The sequence below is a fragment of the Streptomyces sp. VRA16 Mangrove soil genome (assembly GCF_017377775.1).
Taxonomy (GTDB): domain Bacteria; phylum Actinomycetota; class Actinomycetes; order Streptomycetales; family Streptomycetaceae; genus Streptomyces.
In genome coordinates this window covers 65364-91931 of the sequence record NZ_JAFVLN010000016.1, presented here as the reverse complement: position 1 = coordinate 91931, position 26568 = coordinate 65364, and the positions used below count along the sequence as shown (strand labels likewise).

28 protein-coding genes and 1 pseudogene are annotated in these 26568 nt (G+C 70.8%); 15 read left to right on the top strand and 14 right to left on the bottom strand.

From position 1 onward, the window contains the following. Positions 1 to 183 precede the first annotated feature (183 nt). From J3486_RS33550 to J3486_RS33530, 5 genes are all read left to right on the top strand, one after another. Positions 184 to 870, top strand: a complete 687-nt coding sequence (locus tag J3486_RS33550; RefSeq protein ID WP_207827336.1) for a spermidine synthase — start codon at positions 184 to 186, stop codon at positions 868 to 870. Positions 871 to 964: 94 nt separating this feature from the next. Next, on the top strand, positions 965 to 1702 hold the full coding sequence (locus J3486_RS33545) for a response regulator transcription factor (RefSeq protein WP_207827334.1): 738 nt from the start codon (positions 965 to 967) through the stop codon (positions 1700 to 1702). Continuing rightward, entirely contained in the window at positions 1699 to 2841 is a 1143-nt protein-coding gene (locus tag J3486_RS33540) for a cell wall metabolism sensor histidine kinase WalK (RefSeq protein WP_229379021.1), read from the top strand. Before J3486_RS33545 ends, J3486_RS33540 begins: the two co-directional genes overlap by 4 nt. A 240-nt stretch (positions 2842 to 3081) precedes the next feature. Further along, positions 3082 to 6885: a multifunctional oxoglutarate decarboxylase/oxoglutarate dehydrogenase thiamine pyrophosphate-binding subunit/dihydrolipoyllysine-residue succinyltransferase subunit gene (locus tag J3486_RS33535; protein WP_207827333.1), complete on the top strand. Its 3804-nt coding sequence runs from the start codon at positions 3082 to 3084 to the stop codon at positions 6883 to 6885. A 68-nt stretch (positions 6886 to 6953) separates the two neighbouring features. Further along, a complete protein-coding gene (locus tag J3486_RS33530) occupies positions 6954 to 7139 on the top strand; it encodes a DUF6104 family protein (RefSeq protein ID WP_043224942.1) in 186 nt (61 codons plus the stop codon). A 66-nt stretch (positions 7140 to 7205) separates the two neighbouring features. Here J3486_RS33530 and J3486_RS33525 read toward each other — a convergent pair whose 3' ends face one another. Beyond that, the gene (locus J3486_RS33525) at positions 7206 to 8021 is read right to left on the bottom strand and encodes a hypothetical protein (RefSeq protein WP_207827331.1); all 816 of its coding nucleotides are present in this window, start codon (positions 8019 to 8021) and stop codon (positions 7206 to 7208) included. Positions 8022 to 8197: 176 nt separating this feature from the next. Here J3486_RS33525 and J3486_RS33520 point away from each other — a divergent pair, with 176 nt between their 5' ends. After that, on the top strand, positions 8198 to 9097 hold the full coding sequence (locus tag J3486_RS33520) for a DUF4097 family beta strand repeat-containing protein (RefSeq protein ID WP_207827329.1): 900 nt from the start codon (positions 8198 to 8200) through the stop codon (positions 9095 to 9097). Position 9098: 1 nt separating this feature from the next. Continuing rightward, positions 9099 to 10121, top strand: a complete 1023-nt coding sequence (locus J3486_RS33515; protein ID WP_207827327.1) for a PadR family transcriptional regulator — start codon at positions 9099 to 9101, stop codon at positions 10119 to 10121. 18 nt (positions 10122 to 10139) lie between these two features. On the opposite strand, the gene J3486_RS33510 is transcribed toward J3486_RS33515, so the two are convergent. The 5 genes from J3486_RS33510 to J3486_RS33490 all read right to left on the bottom strand — a co-directional run bounded on the left by J3486_RS33510 (position 10140) and on the right by J3486_RS33490 (position 14142). After that, positions 10140 to 11207 carry an SDR family NAD(P)-dependent oxidoreductase gene (locus J3486_RS33510; protein WP_207827325.1) on the bottom strand — a complete coding sequence of 356 codons (1068 nt, stop codon included), beginning with the start codon at positions 11205 to 11207 and terminating at the stop codon, positions 10140 to 10142. Between the two features lie 144 nt (positions 11208 to 11351). Beyond that, on the bottom strand, positions 11352 to 11906 hold the full coding sequence (locus J3486_RS33505; RefSeq protein ID WP_207827587.1) for a Clp protease N-terminal domain-containing protein: 555 nt from the start codon (positions 11904 to 11906) through the stop codon (positions 11352 to 11354). Next, positions 11906 to 12115, bottom strand: a complete 210-nt coding sequence (locus J3486_RS33500) for a helix-turn-helix domain-containing protein (RefSeq protein WP_207827323.1) — start codon at positions 12113 to 12115, stop codon at positions 11906 to 11908. The genes J3486_RS33505 and J3486_RS33500 overlap by 1 nt, the downstream gene beginning before the upstream one ends. Before the next feature lie 111 nt (positions 12116 to 12226). Further along, positions 12227 to 13189, bottom strand: coding sequence for a zinc-binding dehydrogenase (locus J3486_RS33495; RefSeq protein WP_207827321.1), 963 nt, complete (start codon positions 13187 to 13189; stop codon positions 12227 to 12229). Between the two features lie 74 nt (positions 13190 to 13263). Next, positions 13264 to 14142: an MBL fold metallo-hydrolase gene (locus tag J3486_RS33490; protein WP_207827319.1), complete on the bottom strand. Its 879-nt coding sequence runs from the start codon at positions 14140 to 14142 to the stop codon at positions 13264 to 13266. 174 nt (positions 14143 to 14316) lie between these two features. Between J3486_RS33490 and J3486_RS33485 the strand changes: the two genes are divergently transcribed. Next, entirely contained in the window at positions 14317 to 14745 is a 429-nt protein-coding gene (locus J3486_RS33485) for a MarR family winged helix-turn-helix transcriptional regulator (protein WP_207827317.1), read from the top strand. An 83-nt stretch (positions 14746 to 14828) separates the two neighbouring features. On the opposite strand, the gene J3486_RS33480 is transcribed toward J3486_RS33485, so the two are convergent. Beyond that, the gene (locus J3486_RS33480; RefSeq protein WP_207827315.1) at positions 14829 to 16043 is read right to left on the bottom strand and encodes an NADP-dependent malic enzyme; all 1215 of its coding nucleotides are present in this window, start codon (positions 16041 to 16043) and stop codon (positions 14829 to 14831) included. Positions 16044 to 16623: 580 nt separating this feature from the next. Between J3486_RS33480 and J3486_RS33475 the strand changes: the two genes are divergently transcribed. The 3 genes from J3486_RS33475 to J3486_RS33465 are packed head-to-tail and all read left to right on the top strand — an operon-like array spanning position 16624 to position 19358. After that, positions 16624 to 17598 (top strand): ABC transporter substrate-binding protein, encoded by a 975-nt coding sequence (locus J3486_RS33475; protein WP_207827313.1) that lies wholly within the window; start codon positions 16624 to 16626, stop codon positions 17596 to 17598. Positions 17599 to 17643: 45 nt separating this feature from the next. Then, positions 17644 to 18591, top strand: a complete 948-nt coding sequence (locus J3486_RS33470) for an amino acid ABC transporter permease (protein ID WP_207827311.1) — start codon at positions 17644 to 17646, stop codon at positions 18589 to 18591. 14 nt (positions 18592 to 18605) lie between these two features. Then, a complete protein-coding gene (locus J3486_RS33465; RefSeq protein ID WP_207827585.1) occupies positions 18606 to 19358 on the top strand; it encodes an amino acid ABC transporter ATP-binding protein in 753 nt (250 codons plus the stop codon). A 173-nt stretch (positions 19359 to 19531) separates the two neighbouring features. Here J3486_RS33465 and J3486_RS33460 read toward each other — a convergent pair whose 3' ends face one another. Beyond that, positions 19532 to 20299, bottom strand: a complete 768-nt coding sequence (locus J3486_RS33460; protein WP_207827309.1) for a trans-aconitate 2-methyltransferase — start codon at positions 20297 to 20299, stop codon at positions 19532 to 19534. A 111-nt stretch (positions 20300 to 20410) separates the two neighbouring features. Here J3486_RS33460 and J3486_RS33455 point away from each other — a divergent pair, with 111 nt between their 5' ends. Beyond that, positions 20411 to 21043 (top strand): ABATE domain-containing protein, encoded by a 633-nt coding sequence (locus tag J3486_RS33455; RefSeq protein WP_207827307.1) that lies wholly within the window; start codon positions 20411 to 20413, stop codon positions 21041 to 21043. Here the strand turns inward: J3486_RS33455 and sodX are convergent. Continuing rightward, positions 20944 to 21393, bottom strand: a complete 450-nt coding sequence (gene sodX, locus J3486_RS33450; RefSeq protein ID WP_207827305.1) for a nickel-type superoxide dismutase maturation protease — start codon at positions 21391 to 21393, stop codon at positions 20944 to 20946. The genes J3486_RS33455 and sodX overlap by 100 nt on opposite strands. A gap of 156 nt (positions 21394 to 21549) precedes the next feature. Here sodX and sodN point away from each other — a divergent pair, with 156 nt between their 5' ends. Beyond that, complete coding sequence (gene sodN, locus J3486_RS33445) at positions 21550 to 21945, top strand: superoxide dismutase, Ni (protein ID WP_207827303.1); 396 nt, start codon at positions 21550 to 21552, stop codon at positions 21943 to 21945. Positions 21946 to 21955: 10 nt separating this feature from the next. On the opposite strand, the gene J3486_RS33440 is transcribed toward sodN, so the two are convergent. Next, on the bottom strand, positions 21956 to 22846 hold the full coding sequence (locus J3486_RS33440; protein ID WP_207827301.1) for an ATP-grasp domain-containing protein: 891 nt from the start codon (positions 22844 to 22846) through the stop codon (positions 21956 to 21958). Between the two features lie 67 nt (positions 22847 to 22913). Between J3486_RS33440 and J3486_RS33435 the strand changes: the two genes are divergently transcribed. After that, positions 22914 to 23753 carry a hypothetical protein gene (locus J3486_RS33435; RefSeq protein WP_207827299.1) on the top strand — a complete coding sequence of 280 codons (840 nt, stop codon included), beginning with the start codon at positions 22914 to 22916 and terminating at the stop codon, positions 23751 to 23753. A 57-nt stretch (positions 23754 to 23810) separates the two neighbouring features. Here the strand turns inward: J3486_RS33435 and J3486_RS33430 are convergent, their stop codons facing one another. From J3486_RS33430 to J3486_RS33415, 4 genes and pseudogenes are all read right to left on the bottom strand, one after another. Then, a complete protein-coding gene (locus J3486_RS33430) occupies positions 23811 to 24251 on the bottom strand; it encodes a group II truncated hemoglobin (protein ID WP_207827297.1) in 441 nt (146 codons plus the stop codon). Positions 24252 to 24312: 61 nt separating this feature from the next. Next, positions 24313 to 24864: a sugar O-acetyltransferase gene (locus tag J3486_RS33425; RefSeq protein WP_207827584.1), complete on the bottom strand. Its 552-nt coding sequence runs from the start codon at positions 24862 to 24864 to the stop codon at positions 24313 to 24315. A gap of 54 nt (positions 24865 to 24918) precedes the next feature. Then, a pseudogene (locus J3486_RS33420) lies at positions 24919 to 25218 on the bottom strand (DUF952 domain-containing protein); the annotation flags it as partial. 25 nt (positions 25219 to 25243) lie between these two features. Then, positions 25244 to 25831, bottom strand: a complete 588-nt coding sequence (locus tag J3486_RS33415; protein ID WP_207827295.1) for a dihydrofolate reductase family protein — start codon at positions 25829 to 25831, stop codon at positions 25244 to 25246. Positions 25832 to 25952: 121 nt separating this feature from the next. On the opposite strand from J3486_RS33415, the gene J3486_RS33410 reads away from it, so the two are divergent. Next, on the top strand, positions 25953 to 26543 hold the full coding sequence (locus J3486_RS33410; RefSeq protein WP_207827293.1) for a TetR/AcrR family transcriptional regulator: 591 nt from the start codon (positions 25953 to 25955) through the stop codon (positions 26541 to 26543). Positions 26544 to 26568: the final 25 nt, after the last annotated feature.

The following is a 26568-nucleotide window of genomic DNA, read 5'->3' as shown; positions in this document are numbered from 1 at the left end:
GGCGTTCCTGTCTATGACGGACGCCACGTGAGGCCCGATGCACAGCAACCTCACAGCCCCCGAACGCGTCCGCAACCCGCCGCCCCGGCGGCACCGGGCGCCATCGCCGTGGCCGGTGGCGCAGCTTCCCGGGCACGGAAAATTCCGCCGCCCGCCCGGCACCGCTGCGTCAAGATGGCCCGCATGAGCATCGCGCACCCGGAAGAAGCCCCCGTCGTCCTGGACCGCCGCGAGGGCCCCCACGGCGAAGTGGTCCTGCGCCGCCACGGCGCCCTGTTGCAGATCATCGCCAACGGCACGTTCCTGATGGACACGTCCGACGGCCGCTCCGAGCGGCTCCTCGTCGACGCCGCGCTCGGCGAACTCGGCCCGGACGCGGAGAAGCCGAGCGTGCTCATCGGCGGCCTCGGCGTCGGCTTCTCCCTCGCGCACGCCGCCGCGAACCCCCGCTGGGGCGCCATCACCGTCGTCGAACGCGAGCCCGCGATCATCGACTGGCACCTCACCGGCCCGCTGCGGTCGCTGTCCGCCGAGGCGGTCGCCGATCCGCGTACGGAGATCCTGCGAGCAGACCTCGTACAACATCTCCACACCGCGCCCCTCACGTACGACGCGCTCTGTCTGGACATCGACAACGGCCCCGACTGGACCGTCACCGAGGACAACGACGGTCTTTACTCAACTGCCGGTCTCCACGCCTGCAAAGCCCGTCTCAACCCCGGCGGGGTCCTCGCCGTGTGGTCCGCGCAGCCGTCCGAGCATTTCGAAGGAACCTTGTGGAATGCCGGATTCCGACGGGTCCGCACCGAAGAGATCCCGGTTGTCCGAGGCGTACCCGACGTGGTGCACCTCGCAGTACGGGGCGCGTAGCCGACCGGCGGTAACTCCCCGTACGCTGAGGCCCGAAACCCAGATCATTCAAGCGTCAAGCGCGTCACGGTGGCGCGCATTCAGGGGCGGGGCGATGGAGCAGACACACACCTCCCACAACGGCAGCACGGCGACGGCAGGGGCCCAGCGACGGGTCCTGGTCGTCGAGGACGACCCCACGATCGTGGACGCCATCGCCGCCCGGCTGCGTGCCGAGGGATTCCTGGTGCAAACCGCACAGGACGGTCCGGCGGCGGTGGACACGGCCGAGGCCTGGCAGCCCGACCTGCTGATCCTCGACATCATGCTGCCGGGCTTCGACGGCCTGGAAGTGTGCCGTCGGGTGCAGGCGCAGCGGCCGGTTCCGGTGCTGATGCTGACCGCGCGCGACGACGAGACCGACATGCTGGTCGGGCTCGGCGTGGGCGCCGACGACTACATGACCAAGCCGTTCTCGATGCGGGAGCTGGCGGCGCGCGTGCACGTGCTGCTGCGCCGCGTGGAGCGCGCCGCGCTCGCCGCGGCCACCCCGCGCAGCGGCATCCTCCGGCTCGGCGAGCTGGAGATCGACCACGCGCAGCGCCGCGTCCGGGTCCGGAGTGAGGATGTTCACCTCACGCCGACCGAGTTCGACCTCCTGGTGTGCCTGGCGAACACGCCGCGTGCCGTGCTCTCGCGCGAGCAGCTGCTCGCCGAGGTGTGGGACTGGGCGGACGCCTCGGGCACCCGCACCGTCGACAGCCACATCAAGGCCCTGCGCCGGAAGATCGGTGCGGAGCGCATCCGCACCGTGCACGGCGTGGGCTACGCGCTGGAGACGCCGACCCCATGAGCGTCGGGGACCGGGCCCAGCACGGCCGGCCGGCGCGGCAGCGGCCGCTGAAACCGCCACTGAACCCGTACTGGGCGACCGGCGGTCTGCGTCCGTTCTCGATCAAGGCGAAGCTCGGCACGCTCGTCGTGGTCTCCGTCTTCATCACCACGGGCCTGCTCATGGTGGCGATGTACACGGCGACCGAGCTGCGCTTCATCACGGTGTTCTCGATCATCGCGACCCTGCTCATCACCCAGTTCGTGGCGCACTCGCTGACCGCGCCGCTGGACGAGATGAACACGGTGGCCCGGTCGATCTCCAACGGGGACTACACCCGGCGGGTGCGCGGCGCGGATCGCCGCGACGAGCTGGGCGACCTGGCCGTCACCATCAACCGCATGGCCGACGAACTCGCCGCCCAGGACCATCAGCGCAAGGAACTCGTGGCGAACGTCTCGCACGAGCTGCGCACGCCCATCGCGGGCCTGCGCGCGGTCCTGGAGAACGTGGTGGACGGGGTGATGTCCGCCGACCCCGAGACCATGCGCACGGCGCTGAAACAGACGGAGCGGCTCGGCCGCCTCGTCGAGACCCTGCTGGACCTGTCCCGCCTGGACAACGGCGTCGTGCCGCTGAAGGCCCGCCGCTTCGAGGTGTGGCCGTATCTCTCGGGCGTGCTCAAGGAGGCCAACATGGCCGTCTCGCAGCGCGCCGGCATCGCCTCCGGCTCCGGTACCCACACGCGTACGGACGTCCATCTCCACCTCGACGTCTCGCCGCCGGAGCTGACCGCGCACGCGGACCCCGAGCGGATCCACCAGGTCGTGGCGAATCTCATCGACAACGCCGTGAAGCACTCCCCGCCGCACGGCCGGGTCACGGTGCGGGCCCGCCGCGGCCTGTACCCGGAGTCGCTGGACCTTGAGGTGCAGGACGAGGGTCCCGGCATCCCCAAGTCCGAGTGGCACCGCGTGTTCGAGCGGTTCAACCGCGGGGACATGAAGAACGGCGGCAAGGGCGACGGCGGCACGGGGCTCGGCCTCGCCATCGCGCGCTGGGCCGTCGACCTGCACGGCGGCCGGATCGGTGTGGCCGAATCCGCTCGGGGCTGCCGGATCAAGGTCACTCTTCCGGGAGAGCCCCGACCGCAAAGTTGACGTAGGGTTTCGGTCAGGCGGAGGTCAAGCCGCGCCGAGGCGTACCGGAAGGCGCCCGGCGCGCAATCAGCGCATGCAGAACCCCGGTTGTTTCCCGCCATTTCCAGGCCCGAAACACAGCTTCCAGTGTGACTTACGCGACGGATCACCGGCCCGGTCTGCACGTCCCGCTGATGGAGGCGTAGCCTTTATTCCCGCTGTCCATCACCTTGTGAGAAGCGGAAGAGGGCGGTTCACGCCGTGTCGCCACAGTCCCCCAGTAACTCGACCACCGAGACCGACCAAGCCGCGCAGGGCAAAAGCCCTGCCGCCGCCTTCGGTCCCAATGAGTGGCTCGTCGACGAGATCTATCAGCAGTACCTCCAGGACCCGAATTCGGTAGACCGAGCCTGGTGGGACTTCTTCGCCGACTACAAGCCCGGTGCCGCAGCCGCGGGGGCTGCGCCGACTGAGCCTGCATCGCAGCCGGCCCAGACGCCCGCCCCCGCCGCTCAGGCACCCGCCGCCCCGGCACCCGCCGCTCAGGCCCCCGCCGCGCCCGCCGCGAAGCCCGCAGCCGCAGCTCCCGCACAGACTGCCGCCGCGCCCGCCGCGCCCGCGCCGAAGGCCGCCGCTCCCGCGTCTCCTGCCACCCCTGCACCGAAGAAGGCTGAACAAGTGACGACCGAGGCCCCTGCCGGCCCCGAGTTCGTGACGCTGCGCGGTCCCGCCGCCGCCGTCGCGAAGAACATGAACGCGTCCATCGAGGTCCCCACCGCCACGTCGGTGCGCGCGGTCCCGGTGAAGCTGCTGTTCGACAACCGCATCGTCATCAACAACCACCTCAAGCGCGCCCGCGGCGGGAAGATCTCCTTCACGCACCTCATCGGGTACGCGATGGTGCAGGCCATGAAGGCCATGCCGTCGATGAACTACTCCTTCGCGGAGAAGGACGGCAAGCCGACCCTGGTCAAGCCGGAGCACGTCAACTTCGGTCTGGCCATCGACCTGGTGAAGCCGAACGGCGACCGCCAGCTCGTCGTCGCCGGCATCAAGAAGGCCGAGACGCTCAACTTCTTCGAGTTCTGGCAGGCCTACGAGGACATCGTCCGCCGCGCCCGCGACGGCAAGCTGACGATGGACGACTTCACGGGCGTCACCTGCTCGCTGACCAACCCGGGCGGCCTCGGCACCGTGCACTCGGTGCCGCGTCTGATGCCCGGACAGTCGGTCATCATGGGCGTCGGCTCGATGGACTACCCGGCGGAGTTCCAGGGCACGTCCCAGGACACCCTCAACAAGCTCGGCATCTCGAAGGTCATGACGCTCACGTCGACCTACGACCACCGGGTCATCCAGGGCGCCGCCTCCGGCGAGTTCCTGCGCATCGTCGCGAACCTGCTCCTCGGCGAGCAGGACTTCTACGACGAGATCTTCAAGGCCCTGCGCATCCCCTACGAGCCGGTCCGCTGGCTCAAGGACATCGACGCCTCGCACGACGACGACGTCACCAAGGCCGCCCGCGTCTTCGAGCTGATCCACTCCTACCGGGTCCGCGGCCACGTCATGGCCGACACCGACCCGCTGGAGTACCGCCAGCGCAAGCACCCGGACCTCGACATCAACGAGCACGGGCTCACGCTGTGGGACCTGGAGCGCGAGTTCGCCGTCGGCGGCTTCGCCGGCAAGTCGATGATGAAGCTGCGCGACATCCTCGGCGTGCTGCGCGACTCGTACGTGCGCACCGTCGGCATCGAGTTCATGCACATCCAGGACCCGAAGCAGCGCAAGTGGATCCAGGACCGCGTCGAGCGCCCGCACTCCAAGCCGGAGCGTGAGGAGCAGCTGCGCATCCTGCGCCGGCTGAACGCGGCGGAGGCGTTCGAGACGTTCCTGCAGACGAAGTTCGTCGGCCAGAAGCGCTTCTCCCTGGAGGGCGGCGAGTCCGTCGTCCCGCTGCTCGACGCCGTCATCGACTCCGCCGCCGAGGCCCGCCTCGACGAGGTCGTCATCGGCATGGCCCACCGCGGCCGCCTGAACGTGCTGGCGAACATCGTCGGCAAGTCGTACGCGCAGATCTTCCGCGAGTTCGAGGGCAACCTCGACCCGAAGTCGATGCACGGCTCCGGCGACGTGAAGTACCACCTGGGCGCCGAAGGCACCTTCACCGGCCTGGACGGCGAGCAGATCAAGGTCTCGCTGGCCGCCAACCCGTCCCACCTGGAGACGGTCGACCCGGTCATCGAGGGCATCGTCCGCGCCAAGCAGGACATCATCAACAAGGGCGGCACGGACTTCACGGTCCTGCCCGTCGCCCTGCACGGTGACGCGGCCTTCGCGGGCCAGGGCGTCGTGGCCGAGACGCTCAACATGTCGCAGCTGCGCGGCTACCGCACGGGCGGCACGGTCCACATCGTCATCAACAACCAGGTCGGCTTCACCGCCGCCCCGGAGTCGTCGCGCTCCTCCATGTACGCCACCGACGTGGCCCGCATGATCGAGGCGCCGATCTTCCACGTGAACGGTGACGACCCCGAGGCCGTCGTCCGCGTCGCCCGTCTGGCCTTCGAGTTCCGCCAGGCGTTCAACAAGGACGTCGTCATCGACCTCATCTGCTACCGCCGCCGCGGTCACAACGAGTCGGACAACCCGGCGTTCACGCAGCCGCTGATGTACGACCTGATCGACAAGAAGCGCTCGGTGCGCAAGCTCTACACCGAGTCCCTCATCGGTCGCGGCGACATCACCCTCGAAGAGGCCGAGCAGGCGCTGCAGGACTTCCAGGGCCAGCTGGAGAAGGTCTTCACCGAGGTCCGCGAGGCCGTCGCGGCCCCGGCCGAGGCGCACGTCCCGGACCCGCAGGCCGAGTTCCCCGTGGCCGTGCAGACCGCGATCTCCCAGGAGGTCGTCAAGCGCATCGCCGAGTCCCAGGTCAACATCCCGGACAACATCACCGTGCACCCGCGTCTGCTGCCGCAGCTGCAGCGCCGTGCGTCGATGATCGAGGACGGGACGATCGACTGGGGCATGGGCGAGACCCTCGCCCTCGGCTCCCTCCTTCTGGAGGGCACCCCGGTCCGCCTGTCCGGCCAGGACTCGCGCCGCGGCACCTTCGGCCAGCGCCACGCGGTCCTGATCGACCGGGAGACCGGCGAGGACTACACCCCGCTGCTCTACCTGTCGCCCGACCAGGCCCGCTACAACGTCTACGACTCGCTGCTCTCCGAGTACGCGGTCATGGGCTTCGAGTACGGCTACTCGCTGGCGCGTCCCGAGTCCCTCGTGATGTGGGAAGCCCAGTTCGGTGACTTCGTCAACGGCGCGCAGACGGTCGTCGACGAGTACATCTCGGCCGCCGAGCAGAAGTGGGGCCAGACGTCCGGCGTCACCCTGCTCCTCCCGCACGGCTACGAGGGCCAGGGCCCGGACCACTCGTCCGCGCGCGTGGAGCGCTTCCTCCAGCTCTGCGCCCAGAACAACATGACGGTCGCGATGCCCACGCTCCCGTCGAACTACTTCCACCTCCTGCGGTGGCAGGTGCACAACCCGCACCACAAGCCGCTGGTGGTCTTCACCCCGAAGTCGATGCTGCGCCTCAAGGCCGCCGCGTCGAAGGTGGAGGAGTTCACCACGGGCGGCTTCCGTCCGGTCATCGGCGACGACTCGGTGGACCCGGCCGCGGTCCGCAAGGTCGTCTTCGTGGCGGGCAAGCTGTACTACGACCTTGAGGCCGAGCGGAAGAAGAGCGGCAACACCGACACCGCGATCATCCGCGTCGAGCGCCTGTACCCGCTGCCGGGTGCCGAGCTCCAGGCCGAGATCGCCAAGTTCCCCAACGCCCAGAAGTACATCTGGGCCCAGGAGGAGCCGGCGAACCAGGGTGCCTGGCCGTTCATCGCGCTCAACCTGATCGACCACCTGGACCTGGCGGTCGGCGCCGACGTCCCGCACGGCGAGCGCCTGCGCCGCATCTCGCGGCCGCACTCCTCGTCCCCTGCGGTCGGCTCCGCGAAGCGCCACCAGGCCGAGCAGGAGCAGCTGGTGCGTGAGGTGTTCGAGGCGTAACCGCCCCGGCACGTCAGCAGGGCCGTACTCCCGACAGGGGGTGCGGCCCTGCCGCATATCCTGGTGCCATGTACTTCACGGACCGTGGCATCGAAGAACTGGAGAAGCGGCGCGGCGAGGAGGAGGTCACCTTCGAGTGGCTCGCCGAGCAACTGCGGACGTTCGTCGATCTGAATCCGGACTTCGAGGTGCCGGTCGAGCGCCTCGCGACCTGGCTGGCGCGCCTCGACGACGAGGATGACGACGACGCGTAGGGCCGACGAAGCGCAGGGCCCACGACGCGTAGGACCCACGACGCGTAGGGACTTCGGTCCGGTGCGTCAGTCGCGGGCCGCGCGCAGTCGGTCGTACGCGAGTCCCAGCGCGCCGTGCGCGAGCAGGATGGCCCCTGCCGTGGCCCAGCCGCCGCTGCGGCGGCGCAGGCCGTAGACGGTGAGCGGGACTCCGGCGGCGAGCTGGGCGACGGCCAGGCAGCGGGCCTTGGGGCCGCGCAGCCAGGGGCCGATGCTGCTGCTCTCGACGACGTCGAGCTCGGCGTGCACGGCGTCGCGCCAGCCCGACCATTCGATCCGTTCCGTGTCCGGCTGGACGCGGGCGACCTCGCGCAGCCGGTCGGCGGGTTCGCCCGGGGTCAGGCCCGCGGGGAGGGTGAGGCCGGTGCGGGTGAGGACCGCGAGCAGGCCGAGGAGCCGGGCCCGTGCGTCGGCCTCGGAGTCCGGCTCGGCCAGCGCCTCCAGGGACTGCATGTCGAGCACCGGGTCGAGCCCGAGGCGGGCGGCGAAGGTGCGCAGGGCCTCGTGCTCGCCGACCGGGGTGCCGTTGGCGAGCCACACGTAGCCGACGGGGCGCCGGAAGCCGGAGGCGAGGGTGAAGCCGGCGCGGTCGGCGTCCCACCACAGCGCGAGGACCGGCCAGGTGGTGCCGACGGCGATCGCCCCGGCCCAGCCGCCCAGGACCCGGTCGACGGGCTCCCCCGAGGTCAGCCAGGGCTTGCTCTCGGGGACGAGGACGCTCCATTCGTGTCCGGCCGCGGCCAGCAGCATCCGCTCGCGCAGAAGTTGCGCGGCGGGCCCTGCGACGGCGGGTTCGGCCCGGCACAGCAGCAGGGCACCGGCGGCGGATTCAGCGGACGACATGGCCCCACGCTAGGGCAATTCGCCCGAGTTGGACCACAAATAGCCGCCCTCGCGAGGGCGTCGGGCCCGAGCCGGACAGGACGGGCGTGCGCGACAGTCTTGACTTTCCGTATCCGCGATATATCGTGTTTGACAGAGAACGCGATATGGCGCGTTCGTCCGGAGGAGGTCGCACCATGCCCGAGTGGTCCGTCGCGGAGCCGCAGAAGCTCGACTTCGCCGAGCCGGTGACGACCCTGCACGTACGCATCGTGAACGGAACGGTGAACGTGGTGGGCACGGACGAGAGTTCCGCCCGCCTGGAGGTCACCGACATCGAGGGACCACCTCTGCGGGTCACGCAGGAGGACGGCACGCTCTCCGTGGTCTACGACGACCTGCCCTGGAAGGGCTTCCTCAAGTGGCTGGACCGCAAGGGCTGGCACCGCAGCGCGGTCGTCTCGCTCGCGGTCCCCACGGGCACCCGGGTCGAGGTCGGCGTCGTCGGCGCGGGCGCCGTCGTCTCCGGCATCGAGGGGCCCACGGAGGTCAAGGGCGTCACCGGCGACACGACCCTCGTGGGCGTCACCGGCCCGGTGCGCACCAGCACGGTCTCCGGCAATGTCGAGGCCCAGACGGTCACGGGCGACCTCAGGTTCAACTCGGTGTCGGGCGACCTGACCGTCGTGGAGGGCTCGGGGTCCTTCGTGAAGGCGGACACGGTGAGCGGCTCGATGATCGTCGACCTGGACCCGACGGGCCCCACGGACGTGGCGCTGACCAGCGTCTCCGGCGAGGTCGCCATCCGTATCCCGCACCCGGCGGACACGGAGGTGGAGGCGAACACGGCGAGCGGCGCGGTGTCGAACGCCTTCGAGGACCTGCGGGTCTCCGGCCAGTGGGGCGCCCATAAGATCACCGGGCGGCTCGGCGCGGGCACCGGCAAGCTGCGGGCGACGACGGTCACCGGCTCGATCGCGCTGCTGCGCAGGCCCCCGGGGGAGGACAGTCCGTTCGAAGCGGAGCCGCAGGACGCCCCGAAGGACAGCTCCACCGAGAGCTCCACCGAGAGCTCCACCGACAAGAAGGTGCTCTGACATGCCCCCGGTCTTCGCCCACGGACGCCTGCGCCTCTACCTGCTCAAGCTGCTCGACGAGGCCCCGCGCCACGGCTACGAGGTGATCAGGCTCCTGGAGGAGCGCTTCCAGGGGCTGTACGCGCCGTCGGCGGGCACGGTCTACCCGCGCCTGGCCAAGCTGGAGAGCGAGGGTCTGGTCACCCACACCACCGAGGGCGGCCGCAAGGTCTACGCGATCACGGACGCCGGCCGCGCCGAACTGGCGGACCGCAGCGGCGAGTTGGCCGACCTGGAGCTGGAGATCCGCGAGTCGGTGGCCGAGCTGGCGGCGGAGATCCGCGACGACGTGCGGGGCGCGGCGGGTGAGCTGCGCCGCGAGGTACGGGCGGCCACGTCCGGGGCCCGCAGCCGCCCCGGTGACACCGGCCGCTTCGGCGACCTGGGCGACTTCAAGGACTTCACGGACAAGGAGTCCTGGCGCGCCGCCAAGGAGGAGATGCGCCGGGCCAAGCAGGAGTGGAAGGAGCAGGCGCGGCGCGCGAAGGACGAGAGCCGCCGGGCCCGCGAGGAGGCCCAGCGGGCGCGCCGCCAGGCCAAGGAGGCACAGGAGCGGGTGCACCAGCAGGCGCAGGAGGAGTTCCAGCGCATGGCCCGGCGCGTCCAGGACCAGGTGCAGGACCACTTCACGCGCGGCGACTGGCCGACGGGGGTGCGCGAGGGCCTGACCGAACTGGCCAAGGAGTTCGGCGAGTTCGGCAAGAGCTGGGGCAAGGACGGCGGCCGCGCGGCGCCGGCGGCCGAGCCCCAGTACCGCCCGCCGTCGGACGCGGTACCTGCCGAGTACGTCCCCGCGTGGGCCGCGGAGGACTCCACCGGTGACCCGGCCCGCGACCTGGACCGTCTCCTGGACCGCTTCCGCGACGACATCCGGGACGCGGCGCGCGACCACGGGGTCACCGAGGACCAGCTCCGTTCGGCGCGGCGGCATCTGTCGGAGGCGGCGGCCCACATCGGCGCGTCCCTGCGCTCGCCCAAGGCGTGAACCCTGGGTGGGGTGCGGTCAGGGGGTGACGAGCTGCAGGGACAGCTCCCACAGGCGCCGCGCCCGCTCGGGGTCCAGGGCGTACGGCATGCAGTACCCGGACGGCATGGCACCGGTCCCGGTCCAGGGTTCGGCGACGGCGCACTGGTCGAGGCAGCGGCCGCCGATGCCGTCGAGATCGGGTGAGACCGCGGCCCAGACGGTGGTGGCCGCGCCCTGTTCCGGCGTCTTCCGGCCGGGCGGCGGCGTGGCCCGCCCCGCGTCGTCCGGCCGGCCCGGTTCCCGCTGTCGGGGGTCCGGGACGTGGCACTGGGGGCCGGTTATGACGCCGCCCGGCATCGGCGTGGCCCGCCCCGCGTCGTCCGGTCGGCCCGGTTCCCGCTGTCGGGGGTTTGGGGAGTGGCGCTGGGGGCCGGTCGTGGCGCCGCCCGGCATCAGGGAGTTGGCGGTCAGGCCGGCGCCCGCGTACCGCGCGGTGAACTCGACGGCGAACAGGGCGTTGGCCGTCTTCGACTGGCCGTACGCCTCCCAGGGGTCGTAGGCGCGGCGCTCGTAGTTCGGGTCGTCGAAGTCGATGTCGGAGTAGCGGTGCGCCCGGGACGAGAGCACCACCACGCGGGCCGGTGCCGCGGCGCGCAGTGCGGGCAGCAGGGCCTCGGTCAGGGCGAAGTGCCCCAGATGATTGGTGCCGAACTGCAGCTCGAAGCCGTCGGCGGTGCGCCGCAGCTCCGCGGTGGCCCTCACCGCGGCGTTGTTGATGAGCCGGTGCAGAGGGCGACGGGCGGCGAGGAAGCGCTCGGCGAAGGCGTTCACGGAGGCCAGGGACGCCAGGTCGAGGAGGTCGAAGTGCACGTCGTCGTTGGCGGTGGCCTCGCGTATGCGGTCCCGTGCGGCGATGCCGGCGACTTCGTCACGGCCCGCGACGAGGACCCGGGCACCGGCCCCCGCGAAGGTGCGCGCGGCGACCTCGCCGATGCCCGAGGCGCCGCCGGTGACGATCACGTCGGCGCCGCTGAGGTCGTGTCCGGCGATCACCTCGGCGGCCGTGCTGGTCGCGCCGAACACTCTGCGGTTCCTGGCTGCCATCTGTCGCTGTCCCCCCGGACCGGCCCGCGCATGCACATGTTCCACCCGCATATTCGGGCAACTCCTGCGCGACGGACGGGAGTTGGAGGACTCTTGGCGAAGTTGGCCAACCCTTTGCCTGCGCGGCGGGCGGCCCGCCCGGGTTCAGCCGGCGGCCCGCCCGTTCCCGTACAGGACCCGCTCCACCGCCTGGACGCTCACTCCGTGCTCGGCGAGCACCTCGCGGGCCGTGCCGGGCCGGGAGGCGAGGGCGAGCAGCAGGTGTTCGTCGCCGATGGCGCGGTCGCCGTGGGCGACGGCGACCCGCAGCGAGGACTCCAGGACCTTCTTGGCCTCCCGCGTCATGGACCGGCGCCCGCCGACCCTGCGCCCGCCGGAGAGCGCGCCGACGCCGTGGGTCTGCTCGACGCGCGCGACGATGTCGTCCACGTCGATGCCGAGTTCGGCGAGGGCCTCGGCGTCGGCCTGCGAGAGGCCGGCCCGGCGCCGGGCCGCGGCGACGGCCTGCGCCATCTCGGCGCGCCGCCCCTCGTCCGCCGCCCCGAGCGCGTCGAGGACGAAGGCGCCCCGGCTGCCGCGGCGCTCAAGCAGCGCGAGCAGCAGATGCCCCTCGTCGACCCGCTCGGCGCGCTCGTCCTCGGCGCGCACCACGGCGTCCTTGACGACGGCACGGGCCGCCTCGGTGAACCGTTCGAACATCATCGCCTCCCGTACTTCTTGTGCACGGCCTGTCGGCTGACTCCCAGCTCGGCCGCGATCTCCTGCCACGACCAGCCCTGATTGCGCGCGCTGCGCACCTGTACCGCTTCCAGCTGTTCGAGCAGTCGCCGCAGCGCGGCGACCGCCCGCAGGCCGACCCGCGGGTCGCGAGCGCCCGCCTGCTCGGCGAGATCCGTTGCCTCGGTCATGATGTCAATGTAGGTTGACATCGATGGAGCGTCAACCACAGTTGACACACAGGGTGCGGAAAAGGGCGCCCCGGACAGCCCGGGACGCCCTCGTCCGCGTAACGGCACAGGTCAGACGGTCAGCACGACCTTCCCGAACAGGTCGCCTCCGGCCATCTTCGCGAAGCCCTCGCGGGCCTGGTCCAGCGGCAGCACCTCGTCGATGACGGGCCGCACACCGGTGGCCGCGCAGAAGGCGAGCAGGTCCTCCAGCTCGTCCTTGGAGCCCATCGTGGAGCCGACGACCTTCAGCTCCAGGAAGAAGATGCGGTTGAGCTCGGCGGCGGGCGGGTTCGGGCCGCTGGTCGCGCCCGAGATCACCAGGGTGCCGCCCGGCTTCAGCGACTTCACCGAGTGCGACCAGGTCGCGGCGCCCACCGTCTCGATGACGGCGTCGACGCGCTGCGGCAGCCGCGCCCCGGACTCGACGGCCTCGACCGCGCCCAGTTCCAGGGCCCGCTTGCGCTTGGCCTCGTCCCGGCTGGTGGCGAAGACCCGCAGGCCCGCGGCCTTGCCGAGGGCGATCGCGGCGGTCGCGACACCGCCGCCCGCACCCTGCACGAGCACCGAGTCACCGGGGCGCACCCCGGCGTTGGTGAACAGCATCCGGTACGCGGTCAGCCAGGCGGTGGGCAGACAGGCGGCCTCCTCGAAGGAGAGCTCCTTGGGCTTCGGCAGGACGTTCCACTCGGGCACGGTGACCTGCTCGGCGAAGGTGCCCTGGTACTTCTCGGTGAGGATGGAGCGGCCTTCGCGCGGTCCGACCCCGTAGCCGGTCTGGCCGATCACGGAGTGCAGGACGACCTCGTTGCCGTCCTGGTCGATCCCGGCGGCGTCGCAGCCGAGGATCATCGGAAGCGCCTCCTCGCCGAGTCCGACCCCGCGCAGGGACCACAGGTCGTGATGGTTGAGGGAGGCGGCCTTGACGTTCACGGTGGTCCAGCCGGGCCGGTTCCCGGGGGCTGGCCGCTCCCCCAACTCCAGGCCGTTCAAGGGCTGATCACGGTCGATGCGGGCAGCGTAGGCGGCGAACATGACCTTGACCATAGGCGCCGCCCGAGGCTCGGGGAACCATCCCTCCCTGTGACACGCGTCGCTGCCCGCACTGGTCAGCCCAGGGGGCGCCAGACATGGCCGGCGCCGGCCGGCCCGACCGTCCCGAACACCACGTCGGCGAAGTGCCCGCCGAAGCCGATCGTGCCGGGGCGGGCCAACTCCGCGACGAGGGCGTGCCGATGCGCCGCGGCCAGCGCCGGATCGTGATCGAAGCCCGAGGACCACTCGGGGTGCTCGACCTGGAGCGGCGAGTGCAGCGCGTCCCCGAAGGCGACGAGCCGCCGGCCGCCCGAGGCGATCACGTACTCGGCGTGCCCGTGGGTGTGACCTGCGGTCACCCTGAGCCGTACGCCCGGGAAGATCTCCTCGCCGTCGGCGACCGTGCGGACCCTCGGCGCGAGCGCGGCGATCTCCTCGCCCAGGCCCTGCGCCGCGAGGGTCGCACGCTCGGCCCACTCCGGCTCGGCCACGAGATACGCGGCGCGATCGAACACGGGGGACGGACGGCAGGCCCAGCCGATGTGGTCGGGGTGCAGATGCGTGAAGGCGATCGCCTCGATCTCCTCGGGTCCGCGGCCGAGTGCGGCCAGGTTCTCCACCAGCGCGCCGCCCCGGATCGGGCCCTGGGGGCCGGTCTGCGCGGGTGGCCAGGACCGCGGGCCGAACCCGGCGTCGATCAGCAGCGCCCGGTCGCCGTGTTCCACGAGCAGCGCGCCGATGCTCCCCACCAGATGCCCGGCCGCGTTCAGGAACTCGGGCCGCCCCGCCCACAGTTCGTGGTCCGTGTCGGGCAGCAGCTCCGTCGGCCGCATCTCCACCGCACCGTCCGGCACATAGGAGATCCGCAGCTCACCCAGGTCGAGGGAGCGCATGCCCGCCTGCCGCCCCAGCCGCTCCCCCAGCCCCGCCCGCCCCGCCACCGCATGCGTCATGACAGCCCCTCACGTCGCGACTTCCGAGAACCCGAACCCCATCACCATAAGCATCAAGCTTGAATCAATCAAGCTTGAATCAGTCAAGCTCGAACCAGTGAAGCTTGAATCGATTGAGCTTGAATCAGTCAAGCTGGAAATGTTTCGACTTGATGAAGTTGCTAGGCTGGAGCCATGACGCGTTCCCGGATTCCCGCAGCCGTGGCCGAGCGCGAGGTCTGCGGCCTGGTCAATGGCCTCGCCCAGCAGATCGCCGACCATGTGCGCGAGCGCGCGGTCACCCTGGGGCTCACCGCGCCGCAGGCCACGGCGCTGCGCGAGATGACCGGGCCGATGACGATGCGGGAGCTCGCCGAGCGGATGAGCTGCGAGCCGTCCAACGCCACGTTCGTCGTCGACAAGCTGGAGAAGCAGGGTCTCGTCGAGCGCCACGCGCACCCCACGGACCGGCGCGCCCGGCACCTCGTCCTCACCGGGAGCGGGACCGAGCTGCGCGAGCGGCTGCTCCGACTCCTCGCCCAGGACTCCCCCCTGGGCCGGCTGAGCCAGAAGCAGCAACGCGCCCTCCAGGAGCTGTTGGAGCAGGCGATCGTCCACCCCTGAGCCCCGCCCGAGGCCCGTGACGGGCCCGCCCCACGGAAAAGGCCCCGCCGAAGCGGGGCCCTGACCGGAACGAACGCGATCGGTCAGCGTCGGGCGACGCCCTCGGCGCGCGCCGCGGCCGCGACGGCGGCGGTGACGGCCGGCGCCACCCGCTCGTCGAACGGCGACGGGATCACGTAGCCCGCGGAGAGCTCGTCGCCCACCACGGCGGCCAGCGCGTCCGCGGCGGCGATCTTCATGCCCTCGGTGATCCGGGAGGCGCGCACCTGGAGGGCGCCCGCGAAGATGCCCGGGAACGCGAGCACGTTGTTGATCTGGTTCGGGTAGTCCGAACGCCCGGTCGCCACGACGGCCGCGTACTTGTGCGCGATGTCGGGGTGCACCTCGGGGTTCGGGTTCGCCATCGCGAAGACGAAGGCGCCCGGCGCCATAGAGGCCACGGCGGGCTCGGGGACCGTACCGCCCGAGACGCCGATGTAGACGTCGGCGCCCGCGAGGGCCTCTTCCAGGGAGCCGCTCAGCCCGGCCTTGTTGGTGATCTCGGCGATCTCGCGCTTGACCTCGGTGAGGTCCTCGCGGTCCCGGCTGACGATGCCCTTGCGGTCGGCGACCGCGACGTCGCCGAGGCCGGCCTCAAGGAGGAACTTGGCGATCGCGATGCCCGCCGCACCGGCACCGGAGATCACCGCCCGCAGTTCGCCGAGCCCGCGGCCCGACAGCTTCGCCGCGTTCTTCAGCGCGGCCAGCGTCACGACGGCCGTGCCGTGCTGGTCGTCGTGGAAGACCGGGATGTCGAGCCGCTCCTGGAGCTTCCGCTCGATCTCGAAGCACCGCGGGGCGGCGATGTCCTCGAGGTTCACACCGCCGAAGGAGGGCGCGAGGCGCACCACGGTGTCCACGATCTCGTCGACGTCGGTCGTCGCGAGCGCGAGCGGCACGGCGTCCACGCCGCCGAACTGCTTGAAGAGAATGGCCTTGCCCTCCATCACCGGGAGGGAGGCCTCGGGACCGATGTCCCCGAGTCCGAGCACGGCCGTGCCGTCCGTCACGACGGCCACGACGCTCGACTTCCACGTGTAGTCGTGGACGAGCTCCGGCTGCTCGGCGATCGCGCTGCACACCTTCGCGACGCCCGGCGTGTACGCCAGGGACAGGTCGTCCTTGTCGCGGACCGGCACGGTGGCCTGCACGGCCATCTTGCCGCCACGGTGCAGTGCGAAGGCCGGATCGAAGGGCTCGTCAGCGCCTTCGTTGCCGAGATTCGCGTCGCTGCGAGGATTGACGATCTCCGCTGCCACTTGTCTGACCCCTTAAGTCTTGTTGCATCAGTTGAGGGTGGGTCCGCTCCTGGTGAGGAGCGGGCGGGGACGCGTACGACCCAGCCGGGTCCGTTTGTGACCGGCTGTGCGGGTGCGTACACGACGGGCGCGCCGCACGCGCGCCCTGAGAGCCTGAGCTCTGCCCCGGATGAGGGGTGTAAAGAACCTTCTTACCTGACGGAGCGGTTCACGGACGAGCCCATTCGTGATCGATCACGCCGCGGTGACATGACTCATAACCAAATATGTGGACACGTGGTCCGGCCGGGCTCGAACGGCACTGAAGCGACCGCCCGAATAGTGAGACCGCGGCCGGTTCGCCGGAGATCCTCCGGCCGATGGGCGATACGTCCGCAGATGATGTGGGACCCATGCACCTTGATGTACGGGCATGTTGGGCATCTTGCGTCACCCGTTATCCGATTTTGACATCGGCGGGCCCCTGAACGACCCAGTCCGAATGGCAAGATGCCGTAACCACGCGAGGTCGCGACACCCGAAGGTGTGTGCCAAGGCGACCTGTACGGCAACTCCCACACCCATGCCGGAGGACCCCACCATGACCGCAAGCACCACCCGTCGCTCGACCGCGAAGGCCGGGCAGGTCACGAAGTCCCGGATAGCCGCGGCCGGCGCGATCGCGGTCGCGGGCACGCTGCTGCTGACCGGCTGCGGCGACCAGACCAAGGACAACTCGTCCTCCGCCTCGAAGAGCTCCACCAAGGCCGCCCCGCTCGCCGACAAGCTCCCCAAGGAGATCCGCGACAAGGGCGTCGTCCGGGTCGGCTCGGACATCGCGTACGCGCCGGTCGAGTTCAAGGACAAGTCGGGCAAGGCCATCGGCATCGACCCCGACCTGGCGGACGCGCTCGGCAAGCAGCTCGGCGTGAAGTTCGAGTTCCAGAACGGCACGTTCGACACCTTGATCACGGGTCTGCGCTCGAACCGCTACGACATCGCCATGTCGGCCATGACGGACACCAAGGACCGTCAGGACGGTGTCGACTCCGACACCGGCAAGAAGGTCGGCGAGGGCGTCGACTTCGTCGACTACTTCAACGCCGGTGTCTCGATCTACACCCCGAAGGGCAAGACCCAGGGCATCAAGTCCTGGGACGACCTGTGCGGCAAGAAGATCGTCGTCCAGCGCGGCACCGTCTCGCACGACCTCGCCAAGGCGCAGGCCAAGAAGTGCCCGTCCGGCAAGAAGCTCGGCATCCAGGCCTTCGACGACGACCAGCAGGCCCAGACCCGACTGCGTTCGGGCGGCGCGGACGCCGGCTCCTCCGACTTCCCGGTCGCCGCGTACGCGGTGAAGACCTCGGGCGGCGGCAAGGACTTCGAGATCGTCGGCGACCAGGTCGAGGCCGCCCCGTACGGCATCGCGGTCGCCAAGGACCAGTCGCAGCTGCGTGACGCGATCAAGGCCGCGATGGACGCCATCATCAAGAACGGCGAGTACGACAAGGTCATCGCCAAGTGGGGCGTCGAGGCCGGTTCCGTCAAGGAAGCCACCGTCAACGGCGGCAAGTGACCGCGTAGCACGCGCAGTTGAAGTCGTTGAAAGAAGGCAGTATCCGTGTCGGTTGACATAGAGAAGACGGGCGGCGGCCCCGAGGACACGCCGCCGCCCGCGGCCCCGCCGGAGACCATCAGGGCGATCCCCGTCCGGCACTACGGACGGTACGTCGCGGCGGTCGTCGCCCTGGCCGTCCTGGGTTCGATCGTCTACGCCTTCGCGCAAGGCAAGATCAACTGGGGTGCGATCCCCGACTACTTCTTCGACGACCGGGTGATCTCCGGCGTCGGGAAGACCCTGCTCCTCACCGTCCTGTCGATGGTGATCGGCATCGTCGGCGGCATCATGCTCGCCGTGATGCGGCTGTCGAAGAACCCGGTGACCAGCTCCATCGCCTGGTTCTACATCTGGTTCTTCCGCGGCACCCCGGTCCTGGTCCAGCTCTTCGTCTGGTTCAACCTGGGCCTGGTCTTCGAGTACATCAACCTCGGTCCGCTCTACAAGGACTACTGGTCGTCCTTCATGACGCCGTTCCTGACGGCGCTGCTCGGACTCGGCCTGAACGAGGCCGCGTACATGGCGGAGATCTGCCGCGCGGGCCTGCTCTCGGTCGACGAGGGCCAGTCGGAGGCCTCGCACGCCCTCGGTATGAGCCACGCCAAGACGCTGCGCCGGGTGATCATCCCGCAGGCGATGCGCGTGATCGTGCCGCCCACGGGCAACGAGGTCATCAACATGCTGAAGACGACCTCGCTCGTCTCGATGGTCCAGTACACGGAGCTCTTCCGGGTCGCCCAGGACATCGGCCAGCAGTCCGGTTCCCCGGTCGAGATGTACTTCCTGGCCGCGGCCTGGTACCTGATCATGACCTCGGTGCTCAGCGTCGGCCAGTACTACATCGAGCGCTACTACGCCCGTGGTTCCAGCCGTCAGCTGCCGCCCACCCCCTGGCAGAAGCTGCGTGCGAGCGTCTTCTCCGTGGGCCGCCCGAAGGGAGCCCTGCGATGAGCGACCCGCAGTTCATGGTCAAGGCCGAGGGCGTCCACAAGTCCTTCGGCAACGTCGAGGTCCTCAAGGGCATCGACCTGGAGGTCAGGCAGGGCGAGGTCTTCTGCCTGATCGGCCCGTCGGGCTCCGGCAAGTCGACGTTCCTGCGGTGCATCAACCACCTGGAGAAGATCAACGCCGGCCGGCTCTACGTCGACGGCGAGCTGGTCGGCTACCGGCAGCAGGGCGACAAGCTCTACGAACTCCGGGACCGGGAAGTCGCGTTGAAGCGCCGGGACATCGGCATGGTCTTCCAGCGCTTCAACCTGTTCCCGCACATGACGGCTCTGGAGAACGTCATGGAGGCGCCGGTCCAGGTCAAGCGCCAGTCCAGGGCGCAGGCCCGCACCCGCGCCGAGGAACTCCTGGAGCGGGTCGGCCTCGCCGACAAGGCGGGCAACTACCCCTCGCAGCTCTCGGGCGGCCAGCAGCAGCGCGTCGCGATCGCGCGGGCGCTCGCCATGGACCCGAAGCTGATGCTGTTCGACGAGCCGACGTCGGCGCTCGACCCCGAGCTGGTCGGTGACGTTCTCGACGTCATGCGCGACCTCGCCGAGTCCGGCATGACGATGGTCGTCGTCACGCACGAGATGGGCTTCGCCCGCGAGGTGGGCGACAGCCTGGTCTTCATGGACGGCGGCGTGGTGGTCGAATCCGGCCACCCGCGCGACGTCCTGACCAACCCGCAGCAGGAGCGCACGCAGTCGTTCCTGTCGAAGGTGTTGTAGCCCTCAGGGGAGCGCGCGAAGGGGGCGGCGGGGTGCATCACCCCGCCGCCCCCTTTCACCGTTCCCGGGGGAGGCTGTGCGAAGTGCATGCCTCAGGGGCGCGGGGAACTGCGCGAAGCAGGACCACCGGGGGGGCACCCGGCGAACCACCGCGCCCGGCAGACGGCGCACCGTCACTTCAAAGCCAGCACCATCGCGTCCGACGGCGACCCCCACACCGCCCGGGCCTCCCCGAACCCGGCATCGCGGAGCGCCCCCGCATGCCAGGCCGCCGACGGGGTCTCCCCGTCCGCGTGCTCCCCGTAGATCTCGAACCGCCGCGCCGTGGGCTCCGCGAGCACCGGGTCCGCCGCGGCGAGCGCCCACCATTCGGCCCAGTCCACGGCGCCGCCGGCCTTCGCCGCGTCCATCCGCGTGTGCCGCAGCGCCCGCTCCGCGGCATTGATCCGCGGCGTCGACTGGTCGATCATGTGGTCCGCGTTCATGAACACACCCCCGTCCCGCACCAGCGGGGCGAGTTGACCGTAGAGGACGGCGAGAGGCTCGGCGTGCAGCCAGTGCAGGGCGGTGGCGGTGAGCACGGCGTCGTACGAGTCGTGCGGCAGCGCCCGCGTCCACTGCGGGTCCTTGAGGTCGGCGCCGACGAAGGCGACCCGCTCGTCCCCCTCGAACGTGCCGCGTGCGATGGCGAGCAGCGCCGGGTCGAGATCGACGCCCACACTCGTCGCCTCCGGGAACCGCTTCAGCAGCCGGTCCGTGATACTTCCCGTACCGCACGCGAGGTCGAGCACCCGGGGCGCGGTCCCGACGCACGCCTCGACCATGTCGAGCATGACGCGGAACCGCTCCTCGCGGTCGGGCATGTACCACTCCTGCTGCCGGTCCCAGCTCTCCTGCCAGGAGCGCCAGTCGGTGGCGGTGGTCTCGGTCTCGTACGTCATGGAAGGCCTCCCGCACAGGCACCGCTCCCCGCGGTGCGTAATACCCTGAAAGCAGAAGTGAGCATTACGCTCACTTCGGACGACGATAGCCCGCCCCGGTAAGGACTACAAGTGGAACTGGCCTATTACTCGGACTATGCAGTGCGCCTGGTCAACACCGAGGAGCCGGGCCGTGGCAAGGACTCCCTGACCACGGTCGACGCGGTGCGCGAGCTCTTCGGCCCCAGCCAGGACGCGGCACGCCGGGCCACCGACGCGGACCTGACGCGGTTCAGGAGCGTACGAGGACGGCTGCGGGCGGTGTTCGAGGCGGCGGACGGCGGCGACGAGGAGCTCGCCGTGAACCTGCTGAACTCGCTGCTCCTGGAGTTCCCGGTGAGCCCGCAGATCTCCGGACACAACCACCGCGACGACGACGGCCGCCCGCTGTGGCACATGCACCTGGCGGACCACCCGTCGAACGCGACGGCCGGTTACGCGGCGATCGCCGCGATGGGCCTGGCCTTCCACCTCACGGAGTACGGCGTGGACCGGCTCGGCCTGTGCGAGGCGGCCCCGTGCCGCAACGCGTACCTGGACACCTCCACCAACCGCTCGCGCCGCTACTGCTCCGACCGCTGCGCGACCCGCGCCAACGTGGCCGCCTACCGCGCCCGCAAGCGCCTGGAGGCCGAAGAGCGCACGGCGCGCACGGGACGCACGGCGGACAGCAGCCAGGACAGCACGGCGCCCGCGGAGCGCTGACCCTCGCCCTCCGCCCAGGGCTTGCGGCGCCGCAGCCGCCCGCGCACCTTGGCGAGCACGAGGTCGTCCGGTACGACGCCGTAGACGGTGCTGTCGCCGCCGGCCGCGGCGTTGTCCCCGAGGACCCACCAGCCGCCCTCGCGCCGCTCCGCGATCCGCTTCACGACGAGCAGATCCTGCTGGAACGGATGGCGCAGGATGATCACGTCGCCGGGCCGCACCCGGGCGCCGTGCTGCACCAGCATCCAGTCACCCGGATAGAGGGTGGGCACCATGGAGGGCCCCTCCACCTCGATGAGCTGGAACGGCACCCTGCTCTCCCGCACTTCTTCCGCCGCCGTCTCGGGCATCAAGACAACCTCCCCGGTCCCTCGCGGTCCCATCCTCCACCAGTCCGAGTGTGACCCCGGACTTTTGTCCTAAGCCCCCGGGGGCACCCGAGAAAACCCGTCCTGCACGGAGTAATGTCCCACCTGAGAAGACGATCACGAGGAAGGAACAGCTACATGCTTTCCCGCCTGTTCGCCCCCAAGGTGAAGGCCAGCGCTCACTGCGACCTCCCCTGCGGCGTGTACGACCCGGCCCAGGCCCGCATCGAGGCCGAGTCGGTCAAGGCCGTCCAGGAGAAGATGGCGGCCAACGACGACGCCCACTTCCAGGCGCGCGCCACGGTCATCAAGGAGCAGCGAGCCGAGCTCGCCAAGCACCACGTCTCGGTGCTGTGGAGCGACTACTTCAAGCCCCCGCACTTCGAGAAGTACCCGGAGCTGCACCAGCTGGTCAACGACACCCTGAAGGCCCTCTCGGCCGCCAAGGCGTCGAAGGACCCGGCCACGGGCCAGAAGGCGCTGGACTACATCGCCCAGATCGACAAGATCTTCTGGGAGACCAAGAAGGCCTGAACCGTCTGAGTCAGGCTCGCTCGTACCCGACCGGCGGGCGGTGCACCCCCGCAGGTCGGTGAGCATCCCGAAGGGGCCCGGTGGAATCTCCGCCGGGCCCCTTCGGCCTGTCTCGACGCGCCCGGCGGAACGGCCGGTCCCGGTCCGCCAGCCGGTCCGCGGGGCCCGCGGCGCGCAGCACCACGTCGAGCGCGGCCGCGGGGTCGGCGGCGTACACCGTGCTGAACCAGGCCATGTTGGCCTCGACGACGCCCCACCGTCCCGCGCGGTCGCCGCCCAGCAGTCCGATGTCGAGGACGACCGCGCCGGGCAGGGTGTGCGCGTGCGCCGCGAGCAGCCGGCCGGCGAAGTCGAGGGCCTCGTCGCGGCGGTGGTGCCCGGCGAGCGGGGCGGTGTCGAGGCGTCCGTACGTGGCGTACTGCGATCCCGTGCGCACCGCGCCGTCGAGCACGAAGAGCCTGAACTCGGCGGCCCAGTCGACGACTTCGGCGATCTGCACGGGGGTGTCCGGCGCGATTGCGGCCGGCAGCGCGCCACCGTCGGCGTAGACGGCGGCCGGGAAGGACTTGTCCGTCGGGGGCTTCACGAAGGCGGGCCCGCTCAGTCGCCGGGCCCCGGCCACAGTGGACTGCCGCACGGCACGGCCGGTGAACTCCTGCGGCAGCTCCGTGAGCCAGGTGTCGGTCGGCTCCAGCAGGGCGACGCCCAGGTCCGCGGCGACGTACGAGGCGAGGGCCGGGCCGCCGTAGTAGTGCCCGCCCGTGCGCCCGCGCAGCGCGGCGGCCCCGTCGCGCCCGGCGAGCTCCGCCACCTCCATGCCGCGCCGGACCGCGGCCGCGGCGAGCAGGTCACGGGTCGGGGTGGGGTGCGCGGTCACGGCCAGGAAGCTCATGGGTCCCATTGCACCAGCCGCCGGCCGAACGGGAGAGACTGGAAGGACGTCCGCACCCGTCCCAGGAGCACCACCCGTGTCACGCAGCAGCCACCGTCCCCGCGTCCTGTACGTCACCGATCTCGCGTACGAGGCCCGTGGCCGCCGCTACTGCGACGAGGACATCTTCCTGACCTCCCGGCTGCGCGCCTCCTTCGACCTGGCCCTGTGCCACCCGCTGGACGCGGCCGGGCTGATGGCCGCCTTCGACCTGGTCGTGGTGCGCAACAGCGGTCCGGTGCTCGGCTACCAGGAGGCGTACGAGGCGTTCCGGGCCCGCGCGCTCGAAGCGGGCACCCGCGTCTACAACCCGCTGTGCGGCCGGGCCGACATGGCGGGCAAGCAGTACCTCCTGGAGCTGACGGAGGCCGGGTACCCGGTCATCCCGACCGTCGACCGGCCCGAGGACCTGGACCGGCTGCCGGCGGCGCCCGGGTACGTGGCGAAGCCGAAGCTGGGCGCGGACTCGATAGGGCTGCGCCGCGTCGCCCCGGCGGATCTCCCCGAACTGCCGTACTCCGACGGCCTGTTGGTCCAGCCGCACATCGACTTCCGCTACGAGGTCTCCTTCTACTTCGTCGACGGCGATCTCCAGTACGCCCTGTACGCCCCGGACCCGGCCCGCCGCTGGGAACTGCGGCCGTACGAAGTCACCGACGCGGACCGGGAGTTCGCCCGCTCCTTCATCGACTGGAACACGCTCCCGTACGGCATCCAGCGCGTCGACGCCTGCCGCACCCGGGACGGCGAACTGCTCCTCGTGGAGCTGGAGGACCTGAACCCGTACCTCTCGCTCGATCTGCTCGACGAGGCGACGCGGGAGGCGTTCGTGACGGCCATGGCGGACTCCGTACGGGCGGCCGCCACCGCGGACTAGGGAGTGCGTGCCAGGCGTCGCGGGGCAGGCGGGACTTTCGGCACCCGCCCTAGCCGCTCACCACTGCCACTTGGGCACCTCCCGCAAGGGGTGCAGCTCCTCCTCGCTCCTGGCGTGCGAGTTCTGCTGGGCGACGCGGCTGCCGAAGTCGATGTGGGAGCGGACGGCCGCGCGGAACGCCGCGTCGTCCGGGAGTCCCGCCTCGTCGAGCGCCGCCTCGTACAACTCGGCGAACCGCGCGCGCTGTTCGTCGGTGATGGCGAGATCGCGGTGCACGTCGATGAGGTGCCGGAAGCCGAGTTCCCGGGTGAACCGGTCGGGCCCGCCGAGCGACTCCGCCGTGAACCAGGTCAGATGCTCGACGTGGTGCGGACGGCGGTGCGGGAAGAGGGACTTGAGCAGCGGGTCGGCCAGCACCTTCCCGTAGAAGACGTCCTCCAGGCGGTGCAGGGCCTGCGCACCGCCCGCATGGTCGTAGAGGCTCTCGCGTTCCGGCATGTACGGCACCTCCCCGGTGCGGCAGACCGTGACATGCCGCAACGTAGCGGACTCCCGGCCGTCAGGGAACGTCCGCCGTGTCGAGCCGGCGGACGACCCGCGCGGGGCTGCCCACCGCCACCACGTCCGGCGGCAGGTCGCGGGTGACGACGGCGCCCGCGCCGACGACGGTGTTCGCCCCGATCGTGACGCCGGGGCAGACGATGACGCCGCCGCCCAGCCAGACGTTGTCACCGATGGTGACGGGCCGCGCCGCCTCCCACTTGGCGCGGCGCGGTTCGGGGTCCAACGGGTGGGTGGGCGTGAGGAGTTGGACGTTCGGCCCGATCTGCACGTCCTGCCCGATCCGGATCGGCGCGACGTCCAGCATCACCGCACCGCAGTTGACGAAGGTGCGCGCCCCGATGCTGATGTACTGCCCGTAGTCGACGCTCAGCGGCGGGCGCACGACGACGTCCTCGCCGACCTCGCCGAGCAGTTCACGCAGCAGGGCCCGGCGGGCGGGCAGGTCGGTGACGCTGCTCGCGTTGTACCGCTCGCCCAGTTCGGCGGCGCGCAGGGCGTCCGCCTCCAACTCGGGGTCGTCGGCCAGGTAGAGGTCACCGGCGAGCATCCGCTCCTTCTGGCCACGGTCCTCGGGGCGCGGCCAGTCGCGGACCTCGGTCACCGCGGACACCGGGAGCGGGCCGTACAGGTGCGGGAACTGCTCGCCGCCGGGCTTCATCCCCTCGACCCGCACCTCGACGCCACCGAGGCGGCGCGGGTCGACGACGAGGACCACGAGCTCGCCGGGGGCGGGCTCGGTCCCGTACAGGAGTTCCGCGACCGTGCGCACCTGGTGCGGGAACGAGAGGTGGATGAAGCCGACGTCGCCCAGCGTCTTGCCGCGGGTCGACATCGCGTACTCCCCCGCGGCCTCGGCGCTCTCCCACAGGCGTCGCTCGGTGATGTGCAGCAGTTCGATCATTCCCCCACGTTACGGGGCTTCCGGGTCACCGCGTCCTGGTGAAGCGGCGGACCGTGACGCCGTTGCCGAAGACCCGGTGTTCGGCCAGGTCGAACCGGTCCAGGGCGTAGGAGCGGCCGGCGAACATCGGCATGCCGCCGCCGAACACGACCGGGTACGTCTTGAGCACGAGCTCGTCGATCTCGTCGGCGAGCAGCCCGGCGAGCTGCGCGCCACCGCACAGCCAGATGCCCGACTCGCCCTCCTCCGCCTTGAGTTCGCGCACCTTGCCGATGACGTCGTCATGGATCAGCTCGACGTTCGGGTCCGGCGACTCGGCGAGGGTGCGCGTGGCGACGTACTCGCGCAGGTGCCCGTACGGGCTGGTGATGCCGAGGTCGAGGCCGACCTGATAGCTGCGGCGGCCCTGGAGGACGGTGTCGAAGTTCTTGTTCGGGACGCCTTCGAGGCCGAGCGCCTTGCGGCCCTCGACGGAGATGGTGTCGGGGTACTCGCTCGTGAGGTACGCGAGGAACTCTTCGTCGACGAACGGCATGAACATGGTGCCGTCGCCGGTCTCGTCTCCGATGAAGCCGTAGATGGACACGGCCACGAAGTACGTGAGCTTGCGCAAGCTGGTCTCATTCCGCAGGGGACAGGGGAGGTGGGGGCGTCCCGCCCCCAACCACTTCAGTTATAGTGCTTCACCCGTAGTGGTTACAAGAGGTTTTCGAGTGCTCCTGGAGGTACGGAGGATGGTGCGGAACCCGGAGCGCAGGGCGGCCCTCGTGGACGCGGGCGTCGAGGTGCTGGCGGCCGAGGGCGCCCGCGGGCTGACCTTCCGCGCGGTGGACACGGCGGCGGGCGTGCCGACGGGCACGTCGTCGAACTACTTCGCCAACCGCGACGATCTGCTCCACCAGATCGACGCCCGGCTGCACCAGCGGCTCGCGCCGGACCCGGCCGCCGTGGAGAAGCTGCTGGCCAGGCCGCGCGACCGGGCCCTGGTCACCGCGTTCATGCACGACCTCATGGGCCGCGCCCAGCGGGACCGCACCGGGTTCCTCGCCCTGCTGGAGATGCGCCTTGAGGCCGGCCGCCGCCCGGAGCTGCGCGCGTCCCTGACGACGTCGCTGCGCGGCGATCTCGACGAGGGCATCGCCTTCCACACCCGGGCCGGGCTGCCGGGCGGCGCCGAGGAGGTCACCCTGATCTATCTGGGCATGCTCGGGCTCATCCTGGAACACCTGACGATGCCGGGGATGCTGGACGGCGCGATCCCCGGGGCGAGCGTGCCCGACGGGGTGGTGGCCCGGCTGGTGGAGCGGATCCTGCCCGGGGAGTGACGCGCCACCGGCCGGCCGGTGGCGT

Excerpts from the sequence above, each read along its gene's own strand:
- J3486_RS33550 (WP_207827336.1), top strand. The coding sequence starts at position 184 with ATGAGCATCGCGCACCCGGAAGAAGCCCCCGTCGTCCTGGACCGCCGC.
- J3486_RS33545 (WP_207827334.1), top strand. The coding sequence starts at position 965 with ATGGAGCAGACACACACCTCCCACAACGGCAGCACGGCGACGGCAGGG.
- J3486_RS33540 (WP_229379021.1), top strand. The coding sequence starts at position 1,699 with ATGAGCGTCGGGGACCGGGCCCAGCACGGCCGGCCGGCGCGGCAGCGG.
- J3486_RS33530 (WP_043224942.1), top strand. The coding sequence starts at position 6,954 with ATGTACTTCACGGACCGTGGCATCGAAGAACTGGAGAAGCGGCGCGGC.
- J3486_RS33525 (WP_207827331.1), bottom strand. The coding sequence starts at position 8,021 with ATGTCGTCCGCTGAATCCGCCGCCGGTGCCCTGCTGCTGTGCCGGGCC.
- J3486_RS33520 (WP_207827329.1), top strand. The coding sequence starts at position 8,198 with ATGCCCGAGTGGTCCGTCGCGGAGCCGCAGAAGCTCGACTTCGCCGAG.
- J3486_RS33515 (WP_207827327.1), top strand. The coding sequence starts at position 9,099 with ATGCCCCCGGTCTTCGCCCACGGACGCCTGCGCCTCTACCTGCTCAAG.
- J3486_RS33510 (WP_207827325.1), bottom strand. The coding sequence starts at position 11,207 with ATGGCAGCCAGGAACCGCAGAGTGTTCGGCGCGACCAGCACGGCCGCC.
- J3486_RS33505 (WP_207827587.1), bottom strand. The coding sequence starts at position 11,906 with ATGTTCGAACGGTTCACCGAGGCGGCCCGTGCCGTCGTCAAGGACGCC.
- J3486_RS33500 (WP_207827323.1), bottom strand. The coding sequence starts at position 12,115 with ATGACCGAGGCAACGGATCTCGCCGAGCAGGCGGGCGCTCGCGACCCG.
- J3486_RS33495 (WP_207827321.1), bottom strand. The coding sequence starts at position 13,189 with ATGTTCGCCGCCTACGCTGCCCGCATCGACCGTGATCAGCCCTTGAAC.
- J3486_RS33490 (WP_207827319.1), bottom strand. The coding sequence starts at position 14,142 with ATGACGCATGCGGTGGCGGGGCGGGCGGGGCTGGGGGAGCGGCTGGGG.
- J3486_RS33485 (WP_207827317.1), top strand. The coding sequence starts at position 14,317 with ATGACGCGTTCCCGGATTCCCGCAGCCGTGGCCGAGCGCGAGGTCTGC.
- J3486_RS33475 (WP_207827313.1), top strand. The coding sequence starts at position 16,624 with ATGACCGCAAGCACCACCCGTCGCTCGACCGCGAAGGCCGGGCAGGTC.
- J3486_RS33465 (WP_207827585.1), top strand. The coding sequence starts at position 18,606 with ATGGTCAAGGCCGAGGGCGTCCACAAGTCCTTCGGCAACGTCGAGGTC.
- J3486_RS33460 (WP_207827309.1), bottom strand. The coding sequence starts at position 20,299 with ATGACGTACGAGACCGAGACCACCGCCACCGACTGGCGCTCCTGGCAG.
- sodX (WP_207827305.1), bottom strand. The coding sequence starts at position 21,393 with ATGCCCGAGACGGCGGCGGAAGAAGTGCGGGAGAGCAGGGTGCCGTTC.
- sodN (WP_207827303.1), top strand. The coding sequence starts at position 21,550 with ATGCTTTCCCGCCTGTTCGCCCCCAAGGTGAAGGCCAGCGCTCACTGC.
- J3486_RS33440 (WP_207827301.1), bottom strand. The coding sequence starts at position 22,846 with ATGGGACCCATGAGCTTCCTGGCCGTGACCGCGCACCCCACCCCGACC.
- J3486_RS33430 (WP_207827297.1), bottom strand. The coding sequence starts at position 24,251 with ATGCCGGAACGCGAGAGCCTCTACGACCATGCGGGCGGTGCGCAGGCC.
- J3486_RS33425 (WP_207827584.1), bottom strand. The coding sequence starts at position 24,864 with ATGCTCGCCGGTGACCTCTACCTGGCCGACGACCCCGAGTTGGAGGCG.
- J3486_RS33410 (WP_207827293.1), top strand. The coding sequence starts at position 25,953 with ATGGTGCGGAACCCGGAGCGCAGGGCGGCCCTCGTGGACGCGGGCGTC.